Genomic DNA, 20,191 nt, shown 5'->3' on the forward strand with positions numbered 1-20,191 from the left:
GACCGAAAAAGGAAAAAGCCGCCCAATGGACGGCTCCGACCTCTTACTCCGACCTGCGCCTCACTTCGGCGCAAGCACCATCATCATCTGGCGGCCTTCGAGCTTGGGCTCGGCTTCCACCTTGGCAATCTCGAGCGTGTCTTCCTTGACTTGCTGAAGAAGCTTCATGCCGAGTTCCTGGTGAGCCATTTCGCGGCCACGGAACTTCAAGGTCACCTTCACCTTGTCGCCTTCTTCGAAGAAACGGCCGATCGCCTTCATCTTCACCTCATAATCATGGGTGTCGATGTTCGGGCGCATCTTGATTTCTTTGACTTCGACGATCTTCTGCTTCTTGCGCGCCTCGGCAGCCTTCTTCTGGTTCGCGTATTTCAGCTTGCCCAGGTCGAGGATCTTGCACACAGGCGGTTCAGCATTGGGGGAAATCTCTACCAGATCGAGACCGGCCTCCTCTGCCATTCTCAATGCCTGGTCCGTCGCGACGATACCCATATTCGCGCCGTCAGCTGCAATGAGCTGAACTTTGGGAATGCGGATTTCCCTGTTGGAACGTGGCCCGTCCTTTACGGGCGCATCGGTTTTAAAGGGTCTGCGAATGGTCGTATTCTCCACGAATTGTTTCGGATAGCTGCAGCCTCTCGCTCCCCGTCGGCGCAACTGACGGAAATGTCGTAAAAGCTGTGTTGAAGTCAATAGCATGACAGCAGGAAAAAAGCACCTCCTGCATGTCAATAGAATGTCGCGCGGCCCAAGATGCGCCAAGGACACAGTATCGCTCCCGGATAATATAGAAACCCTTGCGCAAAGATCGAGGATTTTTCGGGTCACGCAAACGCGAATCTGTTCTATAGGGCAGAAAATCCGGGAGCTTTTCATGTCCGAGACAGCCACAGCCATTCAACCGACCTTCCTTCCCGTCGGCACGGGCGAGAACGAGCGCCAGATCGCCGTCGTCCAACGCGGTGCCGGCAAGGGCGCCAGGAACGTCAGCTTCGTCTGGCTGTCCGGCTATCGATCCGACATGAGCGGCGCCAAGGCGGTGGAGCTGGATGCGCTGGCGGCGCGGCTCGGGCTCGGCTGCATCCGCTTCGACTATTCCGGCCATGGCCAATCCGGCGGCAAGTTCACCAACGGCACGATTTCGCGCTGGCTGGAAGAGGCGCTTGCCGTCATCGACCATACCAAGCCGAAGAAGATCGTTCTTGTCGGTTCGTCGATGGGCGGCTGGATCGCGCTCCGGGTCATCCAGGAATTGCGCAAACGGAAAAAGGCGGTTCCCGTTGCGGGCCTTGTGCTGATCGCGCCCGCCCCCGACTTTACCGTCGATCTCATCGAACCCAATCTTTCCGATGTCGAACGGCAATCGCTGGAGGAACGCGGCTATTTCGAGGAGCCTTCGGAATACAGCCCCGAGCCGAACATCTTCACCCGCGCCCTTATCGAGGACGGCCGCGCCAATCGCGTGCTGACCGGCATCGTCGAGACCGGCTGCCCGGTGCACATATTGCAGGGCATGCAGGATGCCGACGTTCCCTTCGCGCATTCGTTAAAGCTCGTCGAGCACCTGCCGGCAGACGATGTGGTGTTAACGCTTGTGCGCGATGGCGACCATCGCCTGTCGCGTCCCCAGGATCTGGAGCGCATGCTTGATGTCGCCGAGGCATTGGCTCTGCATAATACGCCATAATAACAAGTAGATACGAGCGAATTGCCGCAGGCGCGCCTCGCTGCCGGGGCTATTTCCGCGCACGCGCCCAAAATCATAAGAGGCATGGAATTGTGGCAACTATCCTCTGGATTGTGCCGAAATTAACCATGTGAGCCGGTTCCGCCGTTAACACTTAAGTAACGATTGACTTCCCACGCCCCCCTACATTAACAATTTGTTAACAAATGCAGGGACGATACAAGGACAGTGGGCGTGCGTATTAAGGGCGTATTGATTGCCTTCGCTGCTATAGTTGCGATGTCGTCGTCGGCGGTGCCGGCGCCTCAGCAGAGCGTTTCGATGACGGTTGGCAACGTGACCTCCCAGCCGATCGGGCACTACGATTTCTGCCAGAGGCATACCGACGAATGCGGCCCGACCCGCAATGCCGGCCCCGCCGACATGAACGCCGCCGCCTGGGCTCTGGTCACCCAGATCAACCTCCGCGTCAACAAGACCGTCCAGCCGGCAACGGACATGGAAGTCTACGGCCAGGAAGAATATTGGGAATATCCGAAGACCGCCGGCGATTGCGAGGATTTTGCCTTGCTGAAGCGCAAGCTCCTGATCCAGAGCGGCATTTCCGCCTCGAACCTGCTGATGACAGTGGTGCGCAAGCCGGATGGCGAGGGCCATGCGGTGCTGACGTTGCGTACCAAGCAGGGCGATTATATCCTCGACAACCTTGAGGACCAGATCAAGGTCTGGAACAAGACCCCCTATTCCTACCTGAAGCGTCAAGCGAGCTTCAATGCCGGGCGCTGGGTTACCATCGAGAATGGCAACGACGTTCTGGTCGGCGCCGTCAAATAAGCGCAAAAGCAATTTTCGTCATGCAGGAAGGCCGGCCCATCGGACCGGCCTTTCGCTTTTCATCATGTGGCAAGAACGCTCCTTACTCTGCGATAAGGACGAATTGGTCGTCACCACGAACGTCAATTGTTCTTATGGCTCTGCTGGCCCGCTTTGACGTGTTGCTCGTGGGTGCCGCCCCGGGAGCCGCCAGAGTGCTGCTCGCGGGAGCTGGTGGACGAAGCATTCCTGGTGTTGTCGTTGTCCATGCGCTTGTGGCTCTGCTGGCCAGCCTTCACATGCTGCTCGTGGGTTCCACCTTGGTTTGCCATTGGATCATCTCCTTTGGTTTGCAGACGAGGCCAAGAGCGGCCTCGTGTTGCTAACCGGCGGCGGCGGAAGGCGTTCCGGATTTTAACATTTCGTGATGATGGACTATCTTCTCCCTACCCGGGAGACAAAACATCGCCCATGCCTCACCCATTTCCGATCAGAATGCCGGCGCCGAGCACGAGCGAGCCGCCAAGCACGACCTGGAAGGCCGCGCGCAGGAACGGCGTCTCCATATATCTGTTCTGGATGAAGGCGATGGCCCAAAGCTCGAAGAAGACGACGACGGCAGCCGTGATCGTCGCGGTCCAGAAATGCGGGATGAGATAGGGAAGCGCATGGCCGAGACCGCCAAGCGCGGTCATGATGCCGCAGGCAAGGCCACGCTTGATCGGCGAGCCGCGGCCGGAGATCTTGCCGTCGTCATGCGCCGCCTCGGTGAAACCCATGGAGATGCCGGCACCGACGGACGCCGAAAGACCGACGAGAAAGGTCTGCCATGTCTGCTGCGTGGCGAAGGCGGCGGCAAAGATCGGCGCCAAGGTCGAAACGGAGCCATCCATGAGGCCGGCAAGGCCCGGCTGCACATAGGTCAGCACGAACTGGCGGCGCGCCTGCGCGTCTTCCTCTTGTTTGACCGTCTCCGGCGTATGCTTGTCTCCAAGCATGCGGGCAACGTCTTCATGGCCCTGCTCGGCCAGCGCCAGGTCGCCGAGAAGCTGCCGCGTCGAGGCATCGGAAACCTGCTTGGCGGCTTCGACATAGAAATGATAGGCCTGCTGCTCCATCGCCTCGGCTTCATCGCGCATGGCATCGAGCGAGAGGTTCTTGCGCAGCCAATCCGGCTTGCGCTCGTAAAATCCTCGAACATGCTCGCGCCGGATGAGCGGGATACGCTCGCCGAAACGCTGGCGATGCATGTCGATCAATGTCTTGCGATGGGTATCCTCGACCTCGGCCATATCCTCGAAGACCTTGGCCGACTCGGGAAAATTGGGACGCAGAATATCGGCATAGGCGAGATAGATGCGCGAATCATCCTCTTCGGCGGCGATGGCGATGGCGAGGATCTCCTGCTCGGACAGAGAGGTGAAGGAACGTTTCGACGGGCGGAATAAGCCTAACAGCATCGGAGCAACCCCATAAATTTAGAATTATTCTAAATCTAAATTGGGTGACGGCGCGGGTCAAGCGCGGAGGCGCCATGAGAGGCGTAAATCGTGTCGGAGAATTCGCGGCCTGCGGCAAAAATCGGTGGCAAATCGTGAGATGATTTTGACAGAATGCCGCAACGCTTGCATGACGGCTTGGTTATGACAGCGAATTGCATACATAGGGGAGCGAAAGCTGGTCGCCGCGATATTCCGTCGGCGCACCTAGAGACGATGATGGAACAGGAACTACAGGCTCGCGCCGCGCATCTTGCCGGCATCCGCGAAAAGGCCGAGGTGGAGATGGCTCGCATGGGCATCGATGCCGCCTTCATCGACAGGCTGGTCGATACATTCTATGGGCGCGTTCAGGCGCATTCCCGGTTAGGGCCGGTATTCGATGGACGTCTCGCCGGGCGCTGGCCGGACCATATGGAAAAGATGAAGCGCTTCTGGTCGTCGGTCGCCTTCAAGAACGGTGCCTATGGCGGCAAGCCGGTTCAGGCGCATCTCGGCGTCGAAGGCATGGCGGCTGAGCTTTTTCCGGAATGGCTGGCGCTTTTCTCGCAGACGCTTGCCGATATCGCACCGTCGGCGGAAGCAAAGGACTGGTTCATGGCAACCGCCGAACGCATCGCCAAGAGCTTGACGCTCTCGCTCTTCTACAATCCGGCACTGGATGATCCCGCGAGGAAGACCGTTTAGAGCACCTCGCGCGGCCCGATGCTGCCGACCTCTGTGCCATCGTCACGGCAAGCTGCGCCGCAGGCGGTCCATTCGCGATTACAAGTTCAACATTTTCTGTTTTGCCAGCCGGCACTTCTGGAAATATCAATGTGCGCGATAGGGTAAGGTGTCATGAAAGGCAGGTTTCGGGAATGATTTGCTCCCCAGTAGGAAATCGACATCGCACATGAAGCACCGGCTCGTCGTTCTCTCTGTTTCCCTCGTTATCGCCGTCGTCGTCATGAGCTCATTCGCCAGCCGCTCTGCTTTGGGGCTGGTCGTTAGAGCCTGCGAGGTCAACTCTGCCCTGACGGGGTCGCCCTATCCGTGCCTCAAAGTCGTCCGTGCGGAAGGTCCGCTATCTTCCTACGCCGTTCTTCGCGAGCCGGCCGACAAGGAGCGAACCATTCTTGCGCCGCTCGCCGATGTGCCAGGGATCGAGGACCCCCGCCTTCTTGCGGCGGGCGCCCCGAATTATTTCGATGCGGCGTGGAAAGAGCGAGCCGACGGACTTGGATTGCCCGCCTGGAAGGATTCGCCGCGGAATTTCGCACTGGCGATAAATGCCGCCAATTGGCGCACTCAGGACCGGCTGCATATTCACATGGGATGCGAGACGCCCCGCTTTCGCGCTCTGTTGAAGGCCCATGCCACAGAGATCGGCAGCGTCGGGTTTACCAGCTTGAAGACCAAGGCCGGCTGGTGGGCGACATTCCAGGCGACCGACGACCTTTCGAACTTGAACCCGCTGAAACTTGTCGCGGACGGCGTGGATGGAGCCCGCTCCAATATGGAAAACGTCGTGGTCGGCGTCTTCGGCTCGACATTGCCGGACGGCGAGCATGGCTTCTATATTCTGGCGAGAATCATGGGAGAAAACAAAGCCCGCGGGTCGGCAGAGGATATGATCGATCCGAAGTGCGCAGCGAATGGTCAGGCTCGGCAGGGTTGATGGGCGATCATCTCGGTTTTGCGCTCATGGGGTGCACGCATGCCCAGCAAACTCAAAACAGGGTGCTAGACGACACCCCTCCAGCCGCCAATCAACCCTTCGTAGCGAACACCGTCGCCCCGATGCTGGCAGACACCACAAGCGCCGTCCCGAACATCTGCGATGGCGTCATCGGTTGCGACAGGATGATAAAGCCGGCGAAGGCGCCGATGGCGGGTTCGAGACTCATGAGAATGCCGAAGGATGAGGTCGGCATGCGCCGGAGCGCCACCATTTCCAGCACATAAGGAAGGAGCGGAACGAGCAGCGCCAGTCCGGCTATTTCGAGGAGACCGAAAGCCGTCAGGTTGGGAACAGCGGAGGCATAGCCGAAGGGCGTGGAGACGACCGCTGCAACCAGCAGCGACATGGAAAGTCCTTCGAGACCCTGAAAGGCATTGCCGACCTTCTTCGTCAGCAGGATATAGCAGGCCCACCCTGCCCCCGCGCCGATGGCAAAGAGGATGCCGGGGAGATTGCCGACCCACTCCTCGCCATCATAGGCCAACAGCAGGACGCCGATGGCGGCAAAGACCGGCCAGAGAAGCTGACGGCTGAACCCGAAGCCGAGGGTTGCGACCAGCAAAGGCCCGAGAAATTCGATGGCGACGGCAAGACCCAACGGAATGCGCGAAATCGCCGAAAAGAAGGAGGTCGTCATCAGCGCCGAGACGGTGCCGAGCGCCAGTACGCCGAGCCATTGCGAGCGGCTGTAGCTCATGATCTTTGGACGGACGATGATCGCCAGTGCGGCCGACGCGAAGACGAGCCGCAGCCATGTCGCGCCGACCGGCCCATAGGCATTGATGATCGGGGAGGACAGGGCCGAGCCGAACTGGATTGACGCCATCGACATGACGCACATCAGCACGCCGGCGGCAATGCTGCCGGTTGATGGCGCAACATCCGGATGCGGCATCAGCGCCGCGCCGCCATCCGATCCGCTTTCGACAAGCTTCTGGTCCATGACCTCCCCCAATCAGGCGGCGTTTGTAGAAGCCCGGCCGTTTGCTGGCAAATTCAAACTTTTCATGCTGCGATCAGGCGTTTTGATGCAAGACCGTCTCAGGCTTCGAGGCCTTTCAGCACATTGGCGACGTTGAGGCCGATCTCGGGCACGCCGTAACCGCCCTCCATGCAGACGAGAACAGGCAGTCCCGCGGCGGCGACGCGCTCGCCCATGCGAATGAAATCCTGCGAGGTCAGTTTGAAGAAGGAGATCGGGTCGCGCTCGAACGTGTCGACGCCGAGCGAGAGCACGATCGCCTCCGCACCGAACGCCTTGATGCGGGAAAGCGCATCGTCGAGCGCTGCCGACCAGATCTCCCAAGGCGTGCCGCGCGGCATGGGGTAATTGCGGTTGGTCCCAAGTCCATCGCCCTCACCCTCTTCGTCGGCATGGCCGAGGAAATAGGGAAAGGCATGGATGGGATCGCCATGCAGCGAGGCGGTGAAGACATCGCCCCGCCTGTAGAATATGTCCTGTGTGCCGTTGCCGTGATGGAAATCGACATCGAGCACGGCAACCCTCGCCGCGCCATGATCGCGCAGGCGCTGTGCGGCAACGCCGGCATTGTTGATGAAGCAATAGCCGCCGAAGAGATCGAAGCCTGCGTGATGGCCGGGCGGACGGCAAAGCGCGAAAGCGAAACGATTACCGGCGTGGAGCCAGTCGGCCCCCGTCAGAGCACAGCGCATGGAGGCGAGCGCCGCCTCATAGGACCCCTTGGTGATCGAGGTATCGGCGGCGTTGGCATAATGGCCGATCATGCCGACGATATTGTCAGGCACGCGCTGGCTGGTGCGCCGGACGGGAAAGGAATTGGCGATGGCCTCGCCCTTGTACCCGGCGGCGACCCAGCGTTCCCAGACCATGCCGAGGAAATCGAGATAGGCCGGATCGTGGACCTTGCGCGCCGTCTCCAGCCCATGGATTTCGGGAGCGACGACATCGGCAAAGCCGGCCTCCCTGACGGCGGCAAGGATCCACTCTGCGCGGAAAGGCGCTTCGAAGGGCGTGACGAGCTGGCCGTCATGCAGCTCGGTCTTGGCATCCCTGAGCTTATGATCCTCAGAGTAAATGACCCGCATCGTCGCCTCCTCCGTTATCGGCTTGGTTATCCTGATGACACGAAGGCTTACATGCATCGCGCCGGAGAAAAAAGGGCGGGATGCGGTCTTGAACGTCGCTGCAAACGACCGCACCTTCCTGCATCCGATGAACCGAGGGCACAGCATGAAACTCCTGATGGTCGATGTCGACGGCGTCCTGGTGCACGGCCGGCCGAGCGACGGGCTGCCGCTTTTCACTCATCTGGAACGCGATCTCGGCCTGCCGCTAGATGTACTTCAGGAGGCGTTCTTCAAAACCTATTGGCCTGACATCGTCATTGGCCGCGATGCGCTCGAACCGAGGCTAGCGGAGGTTCTCAGCGAAATCGCGCCCCATCTCAGCGCCCGAACCCTGATCGATTATTGGTTCGAAAACGATTCTCGCCTTGATCACGGCCTACTCGAAGATCTCGCCACACTGCGTGCCGGCGGAACGAAGATGTTCCTTGCGACCAACCAGGAGCATATGCGCGCCGCCTATCTGATGGAGACACTCGGGCTCTCCTCGCGCTTCGACGGCATTTTCTATTCGGCCGCCTTCGGCCATCAGAAGCCCGCCGCCGAATTCTTCCGGCTGGCGACGGAGCGAGTGGGGCTTGCTGCCGGCGAAATCGGCTTCATCGACGACGTGGAGGTCAATATCGAGGCCGCGCGGCAAGTCGGCTGGAAAGCGATGCAATGGACATCGGGCTCGACATTAAGGCAGGCCATTGCGGCCTTCTCTGCCTGAGCGGTCCCCTTCAGGCGGCGATGCGCTTGTAGAAGAAGGTCGTGTCGCAAAACCCGCCCTCCGGCCACATGGCATAATCCGGCACGACGCCGACGCGTTGCCAGCCGAGACGCGGATAGATCGCCTCCGCATCACTGCCGGTCGCGGTATCGAGTACGAGCAAGGTCTTGCCGACGCTGATCGCTTCGCGCTCCGCCGCCTCCATCAGGAGACGGGCAAGGCCCGTCCCCCGGGCGGACCTGTGCACCAGCAGCTTTTTCAGATCGCCGCGATGCGGCTGGTTCGGCATCTGCGCTGCGCCCACCTGCACTGTCCCGACCACCTTACCCTCGATGACAGCGACCAGAAGCAGCGTCGCGCCGCTTTCGACGCTTTCAGCAACACTCTGCCAGTAAGGCACCGCATCGGCAGGCCCATAAGGCTGCATGAAACCGACGGAAGCGCCGCCATTGACGCAATCGGCAAGCACATCGCAAAGATCCGGCAGGGCGGCACGAGCATCGGTGGCGGAGAGAAGAAGAATGTCGGGCATGAAAAGGTCCTTGGATAGCTACGAACGGCCGCGATCGAGGATGACGCTGTAGCGCGCCGAACCCTCGCCGGGATTATGGAAAGCGTGGCCATCACCGACGCCCATGAAAAGACAATCGCCAGGCATCAGACGATGGGTGACATCGCGGTGCGTCACCTCCATCTCGCCTTCGAACAGCCAGACATGCTGCGTCATGCCGAGGCTTGCGGTGTTCGGCGGGAAGATGACGCGCGCACCAGCCGGGAAGATGACTTCGACGACGTCGATTTTCGATTCAGTTGCCGGTGGCGACACCGCGCGTCTGACATAGCCGGATCCCGGATCGCGCCAGATCGCCTGCTGATCGCGGCGGGCAAGTGGCGACACCTCCTCGTCCTCCTCGGCGAAAAAGGCGGAAAGCGAAAGGCCGAGCGCCGCGCAAAGCCGCGACAGCAATGAGGCCGTCGGGCTCGCCTCCGCGCGCTCGATGCGCGAGATCATCGCGCGGCTGACGGCCGAGGCGTTAGCGAGCTCATCCAGCGTCAAGCCGCGGGCGATCCGCAACTCCTTGATGCGCGCGCCGATCGCCAGTTCCAGATCGTCATCCGCCATTATGTGCCTCGCATCCCGATATTCTACTATATGAGAAATACACGATTACATGATGGAATCAAGTATGCGTTGACGTTCATCGATGGCCGGCCGGAAAAGGCTAACATAACGTGAAGATAGCCGCCAAAGCCTTGCTTTTCCGCTTTGCGGCGCGGGGCGGCGCTGCTATATGGCGCGCATGAGCACCAATTCCACCACTCCGCTTTCGCATATCCGCAACTTCTCGATCGTGGCCCATATCGACCACGGCAAATCGACGCTGGCCGACCGCCTGATCCAGACGACGGGCGGCCTTGCCGAACGCGAGATGTCGGAGCAGGTGTTGGACAATATGGAGATCGAGCGCGAACGCGGCATCACCATCAAGGCCCAGACGGTGCGCCTGCACTACAAGGCCAACAATGGCGAGACCTATATCCTCAACCTGATCGACACGCCCGGACACGTCGACTTCGCCTATGAAGTCTCGCGCTCGCTGTCGGCCTGCGAGGGATCACTGCTTGTCGTCGACGCGTCGCAGGGCGTGGAAGCCCAGACGCTTGCCAACGTCTATCAGGCGATCGACAATAATCACGAGCTCGTCACCGTCCTCAACAAGATCGATCTGCCGGCGGCCGAACCCGACCGCATCAAGGATCAGATCGAGGAAGTGATCGGCATCGACGCCTCCGACGCCGTGCTGATCTCGGCCAAGACCGGCCTCGGTATTCCCGACGTGCTGGAAGCCATCGTCAACAGGCTGCCGGCGCCGAAGAGCGCGGGCGGCGAAAAGGCACCGCTGAAGGCGCTGCTGGTCGACAGCTGGTACGACACCTATCTCGGCGTCATGGTTCTCGTGCGCATCATCGACGGCACGCTGACCAAGGGCCAGACCATCCGCATGATGGGCACGGACGCGAAGTACCAGATCGAGCGTGTCGGCGTTCTCACGCCGAAGATGGTCGCCGTCGACAGCCTCGGCCCCGGCGAGATCGGCTTCATCACCGCCTCGATCAAGGAAGTGGCCGATACCCGCGTCGGCGATACCATCACCGAGGACAAGCGCCCGACCGCCCAGGCGCTGCCGGGCTTCAAGCCGGCTCAGCCCGTCGTGTTCTGCGGCCTCTTCCCGGTCGATGCCGCCGATTTCGAAGACCTGCGCTCGGCCATGGGCAAGCTGCGCCTCAATGACGCCAGCTTCTCCTTCGAAATGGAATCGTCCGCCGCTCTCGGCTTCGGCTTCCGCTGCGGCTTCCTCGGCCTGCTGCACCTGGAAATCATCCAGGAACGCCTGGAGCGCGAATTCAATCTCGACCTGATCGCGACGGCTCCCTCCGTCGTCTATCAGCTGACCATGACCGACGGCACCGAAATCGAGCTGCACAATCCGGCCGACATGCCCGACGTCGTCAAGATTTCCGAATTCCGCGAGCCGTGGATCAAGGCGACGATCCTGACTCCGGACGATTATCTCGGCTCGATCCTGAAGCTCTGCCAGGACCGCCGCGGCGTCCAGACCGAGCTGACCTATGTCGGCAATCGCGCCATGATCACCTACGATCTGCCGCTCAACGAAGTCGTCTTCGACTTCTACGACCGCCTGAAGTCGATCTCCAAGGGCTATGCCTCCTTCGACTACAGCCTGACCGACTATCGCGAGAGCGATCTCGTCAAGATGTCGATCCTCGTCAATGCCGAGCCGGTGGATGCGCTGTCCATGCTCGTGCACCGCTCCGCCGCCGAAAAACGCGGCCGCGTCATGTGCGAGAAGCTGAAGGACCTGATCCCGCAGCACATGTTCCAGATCCCGATCCAGGCCGCCATCGGCGGGCGCATCATCGCGCGCGAGACGGTGAAGGCGCTGCGCAAGGACGTGACGGCCAAGTGCTACGGCGGCGACGCTACCCGCAAGCGCAAGCTGCTCGACAAGCAGAAAGAAGGCAAGAAGCGCATGCGGCAGTTCGGCAAGGTCGAAATCCCGCAGGAAGCGTTTATCGCCGCGCTGAAGATGGGGGACGAGTGAGGGATAAGAAACCCGACCCCTCATGCTCTGCGAAAGATGAAACGACTCGCGACAGCAGAGTCGAACGCGAACGTTTGTGGCTTGAAGAAAACGAGCAAGCGATTGCGGAAGCAAACGCCTACGTCGAAAAACACGGCCTCCCTTTGGCGAAATACAGACAATTCTGACACGAACCAGGGGCGGCTGATCACCCCTGCCCCATATATTCCCCGATCAGTCCCTCATACTCCTCCATCGCCGGGAGTGCTGCATAGCTGTGCTTGGCCGGCGTCGTCACCCAGGGCAGCTTTTCGCTCGTCCAGGTCTCCATGAAGGGCGTAAACCAGCTGACGTCGTTAAGCATGGTGGCGCGGACATTGACGAACCAGTCGACGCCGTCCAGCTTCGTGAACAGCCAGCTCATGCAATGCGGGCAGAAATAGTGATGGATGACATCGCCGTGCAGGCCGCCGATGACAGGCTCGCCTTCCGTCACCTCGAAACCCTCCGTGGGAATGGCGGCGCTCAGCGAATAGGGGCCGGCGGTCATGCGCTGGCAGCCTGTGCAATGGCAGGCCATGGTCAGCAAGGGCTTGGCATTGATCTTCAACCGCACCTGCCCACAACGGCAGCTGCCGTCGCAAGGAAGTTCCAGCGTGCTCATGATGTCATCTCCTCCCATTTCAAAATCTGCTTGCACGGCGCATCACGACCCATCTGCCGGCAGCGCGTAATTAGAGCGTGATGCCGAAAAGTGTAGGCGGTTTTCGGACGACATCACGCTCTACTTCTTTGATTCTAGAGCGGATTCAGATTTTAGGTCGAACAGACCTAAAATCATCCGGCTCTGATGTATGCCGCCGAAATCCTTAGGCTTCCGCGACCTGCTGAAACTCCATTTGTGCTTCTATCGTGCGCACCCAGGCCCGCGCGATGGCAAGACCGGCCGTCTCGGCCGCGGCAGCGTGCTTGGCGACAAGCTCCGGATAATTCTCCAGCCAGCCGGGCTCCTTGCGCTCGATAACCGCCTTGAATTCGTCGCGCCAGCGGTCGACCACGGCGGCGTTGGCTTCGAAGTGGAACTGCGTGCCATAGGTCGCGCGGCCGATGCGGAAGGCCTGGTTCCGTGTCACGCCGTTGGTCGCGAGGCGCGTGGCGCCGGCCGGTAAGGTAAAGGTGTCGGAATGCCATTCAAAGATGGTGAAGTCGTCGCCGACACCGGCGAGCAGGGGATCCGCCTTGCCTTCGTTGGTAACGCCCACTGTCTTCCAGCCGAATTCATGGGCAGTGCCGAGAAGATTTTCCGCCTCATAGGCGCGCGCGAGAATCTGGCTGCCGAGGCAAATACCAAGCACGGCCTTGTCCTCGCTTTCGAAGCGACGCATGAGCTGCGCCAGTTCGGGCAGATAAGGATGGGTGTGATCGTCGCGGGCGCTCTGCTCGCCGCCGAGCACGGCAATCGCATCATGGGACACCGTATCCCTGGGCAGCGCTTCGCCGTTCCATGGCCGGAACCATTCGATCTCAGCCTTCGCCTCTTCGAGCGCGATGCCGAGAGCGCCGAGCGGGGTATTCTTCATATTCTCGATAATGGCGACGCGCATTGCGATGATCCCGAACATGTTACCGGGAGAGATGAGCATGAGGCGACGGGAGAGGCAAGGGTATAGCTTGCAGCCAGCTAAAGTTGAGCATAAATGTCAGCAAACAACGAGGACTCTGTGATGAGCGACAAGCCCAGGATCACCATTCTCTATTGCACCCAATGCAACTGGCTATTGCGCTCCGGATGGATGGCGCAGGAGCTCTTGCAGACCTTTACCGACAGTCTCGGCGAAGTGGCGCTGATACCGGGCACCGGCGGCGTCTTCGAAATCCGCATCGATGGCGAGCTCCTCTGGGAGCGCAAGCGCGACGGGGGCTTCCCCGGGCCGAAGGAGCTGAAGCGGCGGGTGCGCGATGTCATCGACCCGGAACGCGATCTCGGCCATACCGATCGCGCATCACTGGAAAGCTAAAACGACGCTTGCGCCTGTGAACCGTCAGTCGAAGGGCGCGCGGCACGGCTGGAAGCCGCGATTGATCGTGGAATAGAGGTCGGTGCCGGGATTATACGTCCGGTAGCGCTCAGCGCACCATGTTTGATGCCGCGTGCGCTGCTGGGCCGGCGAAGGATAGACCGTCCTCGGCGGCGTATAGGTTTCACGCGGCGGAATTTGAATTCGCGGAGCGTCGTAGCGGTTCACGCCTCCCGTATAGGGCGGCGTAATCGGAAGTGGCTGGCCGGGGCGGGTGTAAAACTGCCGCTCCCCGAAGCCGAAGCAGCCACGGGAATCGCAGATGACGGAATTCGTGCTGCGCGGCGGAATGACGATCTTCGGGGAATTCGAAGCGGCAGCCGCAAAATCCGCCTGCGCCAGCAAGGCGAGTGCGAGAACACATCCGGGCACGATCCTGCCGAAAACAGTCATGATAAACTCCTATCCACTCTGCGGCGGAACCACATCCTTTTCGCAGCAGCTGTTACCTATCTGGGGTCGCAGACAAGGCAAAACCAGTGCTACCGGCCCTCGCCGGCAACTGCTCGCGATCAGTTGATCGTCGGCGCAGCTTGCTCCATAACAGCCCGATCATTGCAAGGGAGATTGCCTGTGAGCAGCTTGAAATTCGGCACCAGCGGCCTTCGCGGCCTATCCGCAGACCTCATCGGACGGGCATCCGCTCTCTATGCCACGGCCTTTGCCCGCTATCTGCTGAAGAGCGGCCGGGCCAAATCAGGCGATCCCGTCCTCGTCGGCCGCGATTTTCGCGCATCGAGCCCGGTCATCTCCGCCACCTGCATCGGTGCCTTGAAGCGTGCAGGCCTGACACCGATCGACTGCGGCACCTTGCCGACGCCGGCGCTCGCGCTTTACGGGCTTCAGCTGAAAGCGGCCTCGCTGATGATCACCGGCTCGCATATCCCCGCCGACCGCAACGGCATCAAATTCTACCGGCCGGACGGCGAGATCGACAAGCGTGACGAGGTGGCGATCAGCGAGGAAGCCCTGGCGATCGGCGATTCCGTGCTCGACGAAGCGCCAGCCACCGCAGAAAATCGCACGGTGGAGACAGAGGCGCTGTTCCTGGAACGCAACAAGGGGCTGCTGCCATCAGGCAGCCTTGCCGGCCTCACCGTCGGCGTCTATCAGCACAGCACGGTCGCGCGCGATCTCTTTGGTGAGGTTCTTGCCCATTACGGTGCGCGCGTCGTGCCGCTCGGCCGCTCCGAAAGCTTCATTCCGGTGGATACCGAAGCGGTCTCGGCCGAGACGATCCGCCTCATGAAAGGCTGGGCACCGGAACATGGATTGGATGCCATCGTTTCTGCCGACGGCGATGGCGACCGGCCGCTGGTGGCGGATGAAACCGGCGAGCCGCTGCGCGGCGATCTGCTCGGCCTCATCGCCGCCAACTTCCTCGGTGCCGAAGTGGTGGTCACCCCGGTCACCTCCAATTCCGGCATCGAATCGGCCGGCTCCTATGCCGTCACCCGCACCCGTGTCGGCTCGCCCTATGTGATCGCCGGCATGGACGAGGCCGTTGCCGCGGATAAGGCCAATATCATGGGCTTCGAGGCCAATGGCGGCACGCTGACGGCCAGCCGCTTCACCGTCGAGGGCAAACCCTTCGATCCGCTGCCGACGCGCGACAGCTTCCTGCCGATCCTGGCGACGCTTTATGCCGCCGCAAAGGTGGGCAAGCCGCTTTCCGCCGTTGCCGGCGGCTACCGCCTGCCCTTTGCCGCCGCCGACCGGCTGGAGAACTTTCCGGTGGACACCAGCGCGGCGCTGATGGCCTATCTGCGTGCCTCCGATGCCAATCTTGCGGATTTCCTGAAACCGATCGCGACCGTCGCCTCCAAGAGCGACATCGACGGGCTCAGGGTCACGCTTGTGGATAACCGAATCATCCATTTCCGCCCCTCCGGCAATGCGCCGGAAATGCGCTGCTATGTGGAGGCATCGAGTGAAAGCGAGGCAAAGGCCTTGCTGGAACAGGGACTTGGCCTAATCAGCGCATGGGCTGCGGCCCGGGTGTAACCCGGGCTTAAACCGCTTTTTTCGCGATTGACACTAAAACTTCAAAAACCCTGTTGACACCGGACGGCCACCCCCTTACATGCGTGTCCGTCGCCCAGATGGCGGAATTGGTAGACGCGCCAGCTTCAGGTGCTGGTACCCGAAAGGGTGTGGAGGTTCGAGTCCTCTTCTGGGCACCATTCCATTTTGAGAAACGTGGATTTCTCAAAGATTTCAAGACTTAGCCAGTACATGTGATTCAGCTTTCGGTTCGCCGGAAGTTCACATGAGCTTGCCTTGAAATGAGCTGCGCGGATGAAAATCCCCGCCCTCGGCATGTCCCGTTCCAACCGTTCACGGCTATCGTCGCCGGCCAAGCGATCAAGGCTTGATCGCGGCCGGCATCCCAGTTCTCTAGGCCATCTTTAAATCGTTGACTGGCGAAGAAGAGATCGACCTAATAGGGCGAACCTTGAGGGATTTTGAATGGACCACAAGAGCGACTGGTACGATCTCATCGTCGGCAACGGCAATGTCAATGAAGGGCTTGGGAGGATGATGGGCTTCATCCTCGCCGTTATCGTGATCCTTGCCCTGATCTTCTGGATGGTCTGAGCGGTTCCGGCCCGGACGCCACGTCCCCCAGGGCTTCATATCGATCTAGTGAAGGCTTCCAGCGTCCGGCCTGACGCTAAGCCCGGCCTCTTCTGCTGCGTCCAGAAAAGCCCTCCGTGATTGCTCGGCCGAGGCCTTGCCGAGAACGGCATCGAGGCATACCAATACGGCCTCGTCCACCACAGGTCCGCCCCTTACCGGCCACTCTTCGCTCATGCAGTTGGCCGCATCGAGCGCGTTGGTTATGATCGCATAGCGGCCGGCGCCGCCGAGGTCGACTATGACGGGGTTGTTCCAATCACCGTGTTCCATCGTCACGCCTCCTCAGCCGTAGAGCGCTATCAACGCTGCGATCAAAAAACGATCCCGTACCGACGCATGCGGCCGTCGTCATATGATAATCCATGAAATTAACTCCTCGCCTGATGCCATCAGGCGATAACGGGGGCGGTGGCGAGATGTTCCTGGGCTGCGGGGGATGCTGTTAAGATTTTCCTGGGGCTTCATCGGCTCCGGCTCGATGCAGCACGCGGCGCGATAGCCGGCCCGCTGCTGGATGCCTCCTTCCCATGCCGCAAGTGCTGCTTGATCCATCGGCGCTTCGCACTATGCGCAAACCTCCATCCCGCTATAGCACTAGCTCCCGCGCTCCCGACTGGTTAACCTTTGAAGCAGGGAGGTGAGACGAATAAGGGGAACAACAAAATGGACCACGTCTGCAATCTGCTCTGGCTTGCCTTCAGCGTCGCTCTTCTCTTCACCGCATTGAACCGGCGGCTGGTCGGGGATTACCTCGCCATGTGGTACCTGCTCGTTATTACAGCCATAACCGTGATGGCCTGGGCGGGCTTCTTCCCGACCGACATGGCAACCCTGCGGGCCGGCTAGCTCAGATACTCCAGTATTAAGCCAGTATTTAAGAAAGCCGCCCGAACTCTCGTTCGGCGGCCTCAAGGGTGATCTGATGCGGCGGCTAGACGGAAAACCGCTATGCGCTTTTCCTGGAGTTGCTCCAGAGCCCGATGACTTTAGGTCGAATCGACCTAAAATCTGAATCCGCTCTAAAATCAAAGAAGTAGAGCGTGATGCCGTCCGAAAACCTCCTACACTTTTCGGCATCACGCTCTGGTCCCTGCCTCCGGTGACGATCCTAAAGCTTTGGGCTCAGCGGAGCGATGGCGGCGAAACGCAGCCAATCCTTCTTCGCCCTCGGTGTCCAGGCTGCCTCGGCAATGGCCGGCAGGCGCGGGAAGACCAGGCGGTTGAAATAGTCGCCGGAGACGAAGTTCTCCTGCCAGATGCAGGCCTGCACGCCCTTCATCAGGTGCTTCAGCTCATCGGGGAAATCGCCCTCGGCCTCATAGGCGTAGGTATGGGCCGGCGGCACCGTGCCTGCCCAGCTCGCGCCCGGCTCCTGCCAGGCATCGGCCTGCACCATGTCGAGATAATAGGCCTGGCCCGGCGTCATGACGACTTCATAGCCCTCGCGCGCAAGCTCGATGCCGACCTCGGGCTTTTCCCAGGCCATCAGCAACGTGCCTTCCGGATCGACGCCGCCGCCATGGGCGACTTCGTTCCAGCCGGCCAGCCTGCGGCCGCGCTCGGTGAGCATGGCCTTGATGCGCTTCAGGAAATAGGATTGCAGCGCGAATGTTCCCGAAATACCCTCCTGCTCCATCAACTTGCGCGCCAGAGGCGAAGCGAGCCAGGACCCGTTGGCGACCTCATCGCCGCCGATATGGATGTATTCGGACGGGAAGAGCTCGACCATTTCGTCGAAGACCTTGGCGAGGAATTCATAGGTAAGCTCGATCGCCGGGTTCAGGGCGTTGTTCGGATAGCCCTGAACGGAATGGTAGCTATCAGGCGCTTCCTGCCCATCGGCCAGATCAGGCAGGGCGACGAGGGTGGCGGTGCTGTGGCCGGGAATGTCAATCTCGGGGATCACCTCGATACCGAGCGCCGTGGCGCGGGCGACGATTTCTCTGATATCATCCTGCGCATAAAAGCCGCCCACCGGCTCGGCGGCATTGCCGAGCTGCGGCAGCAGCGGCTCGTCCGGCCCGCGCAGCACGCCAGTCGTGGTCAACTGCGGATAGGCGCGGATCTCCAACCGCCAGGCCTCGTCGTCGGTCAGATGCCAATGGAAGATATTGAGCTTCAGCCAGGCAAGAATGTCGAGCAGGCGCAGGACATCCGCCTTCGGGGTGAATTGCCTGGAGACGTCGAGGTGGCAGCCGCGCCAGCCGTAACGCGGCTGATCGGTAATCATGCCGGAAATCGGAAAGCGGAACTTGCCGGGCTCGCGCCGCGCGCCATCGAGAAGCTGCGCCAGTGTCATCAGGCCATAGAGGCGGCCTGAAGCGGCGGAGAAGGAAAGCACGATTTCATCGGCGAAGAAAGAAAGCTCATAGGCTTCGCGGGCGAGTGCCGGCCGCTCGACGAAACGCAGTGCCCTGCCCCCAGGCGCGGCAATGAGGCTGAAGGGAATGTGATTAGAGGGAAAGAGCCGACGGAACAGCGCCTGCGCCGTGGCAAGCGCCTTCACGCTTGCAGCGTCGGAGCCCTTGGCCGGATAGAGCGCGACCGGGAAATCTTCGCCCGGCTCGACATCGATCCTCGCCGGCCACGGCTGGATGGCGAAGGGAAGCTCCAGCCGGCCTTCCGGCAGCAGCACCGGCGGCGGTTCGCTGGCGCGATCGGCAAGCAACAGGTCTGAGGTAAACACCGTGACATGGGTGCCGTCCTCCAGCGTCACATAGGCGGATTTGGCGCCGTCGGTGCAATGCCGCGCGATCCGGTGTAGCGCGGAAACAGTGAACGTCCAGCTTCCTCCGGACGCGATGGATAGGCCGGCCGGCGGCGCGAATTCGTGAAAATTGGCGTTGCGGCGCACGAAGACGGCATTGTCACAGGCTTCCGGATCGACCACTCGCGTCAGCGTCGTATAGGCAAGGCGGAAATTCTCAAGCGGCGTATCCGCGAAATTGAAAAGCGTCAGGGTCAGCCGACCATGCTTTCCACCCTCGGGAGACCAGGTGTTTTCGAGATGATAGGCGGCCGGCTGCATCATGTTCCCCTTTGGCAACGAGCGTCAGTAATGTTCCGATTGAGAGAAAGTGCGGGCGAGTTCCGCCTGCCCCGCGGTCAGCCCGCAATCAACGGGCAGGCAGACGCCTGTTATGGCCGAGGCAAGCGGGCTTGCGAGGAAGGAGACGGCATTGGCGACATCGATGGGGTCGACGACGCGCTGAAGCGCATACCAGCGCTTCGCCTCTTCGAAGACATTCGGGTTGGCCGCGGCCCGTACCTCCCAGGCCTGGGTGCGCACGGTGCCGGGCGCGACCGCGTTCGAGCGGATACCGAACTTGCCGTATTCCACCGCGACCAGCCGGGTAAAGTGCAGAAGCCCGGCCTTGGCGGCGCTATAGGCCGGATGGCCGAAAACGGCCAAGCCATTGACGGAGGCGATGTTGACCACCGACCCCTTCGACACCTTCAGCATGTCCTCGACGGCACGGAAGCATAGGAACGCCGCCTCGAGATTGAGGGCGATGTCAGCGCGCCAGATTGCCGGCGTCGTATCGTGGAGACTGACGGCGCGGGCGGCACCGGCATTGTTGACCAGCGTCTTTAGCTCGCCCAATCCCGATGCGGCCTTGGCCATGGCGGCATCATCGGCATCGCTGGTGATGTCGGCCTTGAACGGCACGAAACGCTCCGCCGGGCCGAGCACCTGCGCGGCGGTCTGCACTGCGGCCTCGTCTATATCGACCAGCAGGATGACATCATGGTCATCCGCCAGGCGCTTTGCGATGGCACGGCCTATATCGCCGGCCGCCCCTGTGACGATGGCAACGGATTTGCTCAT

At 60.9% G+C, this 20,191-nt stretch carries 24 protein-coding genes and 1 tRNA gene; 12 read left to right on the forward strand and 13 right to left on the reverse strand.

What is annotated here, in order from left to right; genetic code table 11:
- Positions 1-60 precede the first annotated feature (60 nt).
- A complete protein-coding gene (gene infC, locus HGP16_RS17855) occupies positions 61-597 on the reverse strand; it encodes a translation initiation factor IF-3 (protein ID WP_184363066.1) in 537 nt (178 codons plus the stop codon).
- Between the two features lie 277 nt (positions 598-874).
- Between infC and HGP16_RS17860 the strand changes: the two genes are divergently transcribed.
- On the forward strand, positions 875-1,687 hold the full coding sequence (locus HGP16_RS17860) for an alpha/beta hydrolase (RefSeq protein WP_168841345.1): 813 nt from the start codon (positions 875-877) through the stop codon (positions 1,685-1,687).
- Between the two features lie 234 nt (positions 1,688-1,921).
- Positions 1,922-2,521, forward strand: coding sequence for a transglutaminase-like cysteine peptidase (locus HGP16_RS17865; protein ID WP_168841346.1), 600 nt, complete (start codon positions 1,922-1,924; stop codon positions 2,519-2,521).
- Positions 2,522-2,643: 122 nt separating this feature from the next.
- Here the strand turns inward: HGP16_RS17865 and HGP16_RS17870 are convergent, their stop codons facing one another.
- Both HGP16_RS17870 and mbfA read right to left on the reverse strand, forming a co-directional pair.
- The gene (locus HGP16_RS17870; RefSeq protein WP_168841347.1) at positions 2,644-2,832 is read right to left on the reverse strand and encodes a hypothetical protein; all 189 of its coding nucleotides are present in this window, start codon (positions 2,830-2,832) and stop codon (positions 2,644-2,646) included.
- Between the two features lie 144 nt (positions 2,833-2,976).
- Entirely contained in the window at positions 2,977-3,960 is a 984-nt protein-coding gene (mbfA, locus tag HGP16_RS17875) for an iron exporter MbfA (protein ID WP_168841348.1), read from the reverse strand.
- A gap of 258 nt (positions 3,961-4,218) precedes the next feature.
- On the opposite strand from mbfA, the gene HGP16_RS17880 reads away from it, so the two are divergent.
- Together HGP16_RS17880 and HGP16_RS17885 are read left to right on the forward strand one after the other, a co-directional pair.
- Positions 4,219-4,686 carry a group III truncated hemoglobin gene (locus tag HGP16_RS17880; RefSeq protein WP_168841349.1) on the forward strand — a complete coding sequence of 156 codons (468 nt, stop codon included), beginning with the start codon at positions 4,219-4,221 and terminating at the stop codon, positions 4,684-4,686.
- A 208-nt stretch (positions 4,687-4,894) separates the two neighbouring features.
- Positions 4,895-5,659, forward strand: a complete 765-nt coding sequence (locus HGP16_RS17885; RefSeq protein ID WP_168841350.1) for a CDP-diacylglycerol diphosphatase — start codon at positions 4,895-4,897, stop codon at positions 5,657-5,659.
- A gap of 91 nt (positions 5,660-5,750) precedes the next feature.
- Here the strand turns inward: HGP16_RS17885 and HGP16_RS17890 are convergent, their stop codons facing one another.
- Positions 5,751-6,665: an EamA family transporter gene (locus HGP16_RS17890; protein ID WP_205926607.1), complete on the reverse strand. Its 915-nt coding sequence runs from the start codon at positions 6,663-6,665 to the stop codon at positions 5,751-5,753.
- 98 nt (positions 6,666-6,763) lie between these two features.
- Entirely contained in the window at positions 6,764-7,789 is a 1,026-nt protein-coding gene (locus tag HGP16_RS17895) for a histone deacetylase family protein (RefSeq protein ID WP_168841351.1), read from the reverse strand.
- A 145-nt stretch (positions 7,790-7,934) separates the two neighbouring features.
- Here HGP16_RS17895 and HGP16_RS17900 point away from each other — a divergent pair, with 145 nt between their 5' ends.
- Positions 7,935-8,540 (forward strand): HAD-IA family hydrolase, encoded by a 606-nt coding sequence (locus HGP16_RS17900; protein WP_168841449.1) that lies wholly within the window; start codon positions 7,935-7,937, stop codon positions 8,538-8,540.
- 10 nt (positions 8,541-8,550) lie between these two features.
- Here HGP16_RS17900 and HGP16_RS17905 read toward each other — a convergent pair whose 3' ends face one another.
- Entirely contained in the window at positions 8,551-9,072 is a 522-nt protein-coding gene (locus HGP16_RS17905; RefSeq protein WP_168841352.1) for a GNAT family N-acetyltransferase, read from the reverse strand.
- Positions 9,073-9,090: 18 nt separating this feature from the next.
- A complete protein-coding gene (locus HGP16_RS17910; protein WP_168841353.1) occupies positions 9,091-9,663 on the reverse strand; it encodes a helix-turn-helix domain-containing protein in 573 nt (190 codons plus the stop codon).
- A gap of 169 nt (positions 9,664-9,832) precedes the next feature.
- Here HGP16_RS17910 and lepA point away from each other — a divergent pair, with 169 nt between their 5' ends.
- Positions 9,833-11,665 carry a translation elongation factor 4 gene (lepA, locus tag HGP16_RS17915; RefSeq protein WP_168841354.1) on the forward strand — a complete coding sequence of 611 codons (1,833 nt, stop codon included), beginning with the start codon at positions 9,833-9,835 and terminating at the stop codon, positions 11,663-11,665.
- Complete coding sequence (locus HGP16_RS34555) at positions 11,662-11,832, forward strand: type II toxin-antitoxin system CcdA family antitoxin (RefSeq protein ID WP_168841355.1); 171 nt, start codon at positions 11,662-11,664, stop codon at positions 11,830-11,832. The genes lepA and HGP16_RS34555 overlap by 4 nt, the downstream gene beginning before the upstream one ends.
- A 20-nt stretch (positions 11,833-11,852) precedes the next feature.
- Here the strand turns inward: HGP16_RS34555 and HGP16_RS17925 are convergent, their stop codons facing one another.
- Positions 11,853-12,308 carry a GFA family protein gene (locus HGP16_RS17925; protein ID WP_168841356.1) on the reverse strand — a complete coding sequence of 152 codons (456 nt, stop codon included), beginning with the start codon at positions 12,306-12,308 and terminating at the stop codon, positions 11,853-11,855.
- Positions 12,309-12,513: 205 nt separating this feature from the next.
- The gene (locus HGP16_RS17930; protein ID WP_168841357.1) at positions 12,514-13,248 is read right to left on the reverse strand and encodes a type 1 glutamine amidotransferase; all 735 of its coding nucleotides are present in this window, start codon (positions 13,246-13,248) and stop codon (positions 12,514-12,516) included.
- 120 nt (positions 13,249-13,368) lie between these two features.
- Here HGP16_RS17930 and HGP16_RS17935 point away from each other — a divergent pair, with 120 nt between their 5' ends.
- Positions 13,369-13,662 carry a SelT/SelW/SelH family protein gene (locus HGP16_RS17935; RefSeq protein WP_168841358.1) on the forward strand — a complete coding sequence of 98 codons (294 nt, stop codon included), beginning with the start codon at positions 13,369-13,371 and terminating at the stop codon, positions 13,660-13,662.
- Positions 13,663-13,686: 24 nt separating this feature from the next.
- Here the strand turns inward: HGP16_RS17935 and HGP16_RS17940 are convergent, their stop codons facing one another.
- The gene (locus HGP16_RS17940; protein ID WP_168841359.1) at positions 13,687-14,115 is read right to left on the reverse strand and encodes a BA14K family protein; all 429 of its coding nucleotides are present in this window, start codon (positions 14,113-14,115) and stop codon (positions 13,687-13,689) included.
- Between the two features lie 180 nt (positions 14,116-14,295).
- Here HGP16_RS17940 and HGP16_RS17945 point away from each other — a divergent pair, with 180 nt between their 5' ends.
- The 3 genes from HGP16_RS17945 (at position 14,296) to HGP16_RS34425 (ending at position 16,320) form a co-directional block, all read left to right on the forward strand.
- Positions 14,296-15,726, forward strand: a complete 1,431-nt coding sequence (locus HGP16_RS17945) for a phosphomannomutase (protein ID WP_168841360.1) — start codon at positions 14,296-14,298, stop codon at positions 15,724-15,726.
- Between the two features lie 92 nt (positions 15,727-15,818).
- Positions 15,819-15,905, forward strand: a tRNA-Leu gene (locus tag HGP16_RS17950).
- A gap of 286 nt (positions 15,906-16,191) precedes the next feature.
- On the forward strand, positions 16,192-16,320 hold the full coding sequence (locus HGP16_RS34425; RefSeq protein WP_281408228.1) for a hypothetical protein: 129 nt from the start codon (positions 16,192-16,194) through the stop codon (positions 16,318-16,320).
- Between the two features lie 45 nt (positions 16,321-16,365).
- On the opposite strand, the gene HGP16_RS17955 is transcribed toward HGP16_RS34425, so the two are convergent.
- The gene (locus HGP16_RS17955; RefSeq protein WP_168841361.1) at positions 16,366-16,632 is read right to left on the reverse strand and encodes a DUF982 domain-containing protein; all 267 of its coding nucleotides are present in this window, start codon (positions 16,630-16,632) and stop codon (positions 16,366-16,368) included.
- Between the two features lie 393 nt (positions 16,633-17,025).
- On the opposite strand from HGP16_RS17955, the gene HGP16_RS17960 reads away from it, so the two are divergent.
- Positions 17,026-17,208 carry a hypothetical protein gene (locus tag HGP16_RS17960; protein ID WP_168841362.1) on the forward strand — a complete coding sequence of 61 codons (183 nt, stop codon included), beginning with the start codon at positions 17,026-17,028 and terminating at the stop codon, positions 17,206-17,208.
- Positions 17,209-17,470: 262 nt separating this feature from the next.
- Here HGP16_RS17960 and HGP16_RS17965 read toward each other — a convergent pair whose 3' ends face one another.
- Together HGP16_RS17965 and HGP16_RS17970 are read right to left on the reverse strand one after the other, a co-directional pair.
- A complete protein-coding gene (locus HGP16_RS17965; RefSeq protein WP_168841450.1) occupies positions 17,471-19,390 on the reverse strand; it encodes a beta-N-acetylhexosaminidase in 1,920 nt (639 codons plus the stop codon).
- 24 nt (positions 19,391-19,414) lie between these two features.
- Complete coding sequence (locus HGP16_RS17970) at positions 19,415-20,191, reverse strand: SDR family oxidoreductase (RefSeq protein ID WP_168841363.1); 777 nt, start codon at positions 20,189-20,191, stop codon at positions 19,415-19,417.

It is taken from the genome of Rhizobium sp. P40RR-XXII (assembly GCF_012641405.1).
Lineage (GTDB): Bacteria > Pseudomonadota > Alphaproteobacteria > Rhizobiales > Rhizobiaceae > Rhizobium.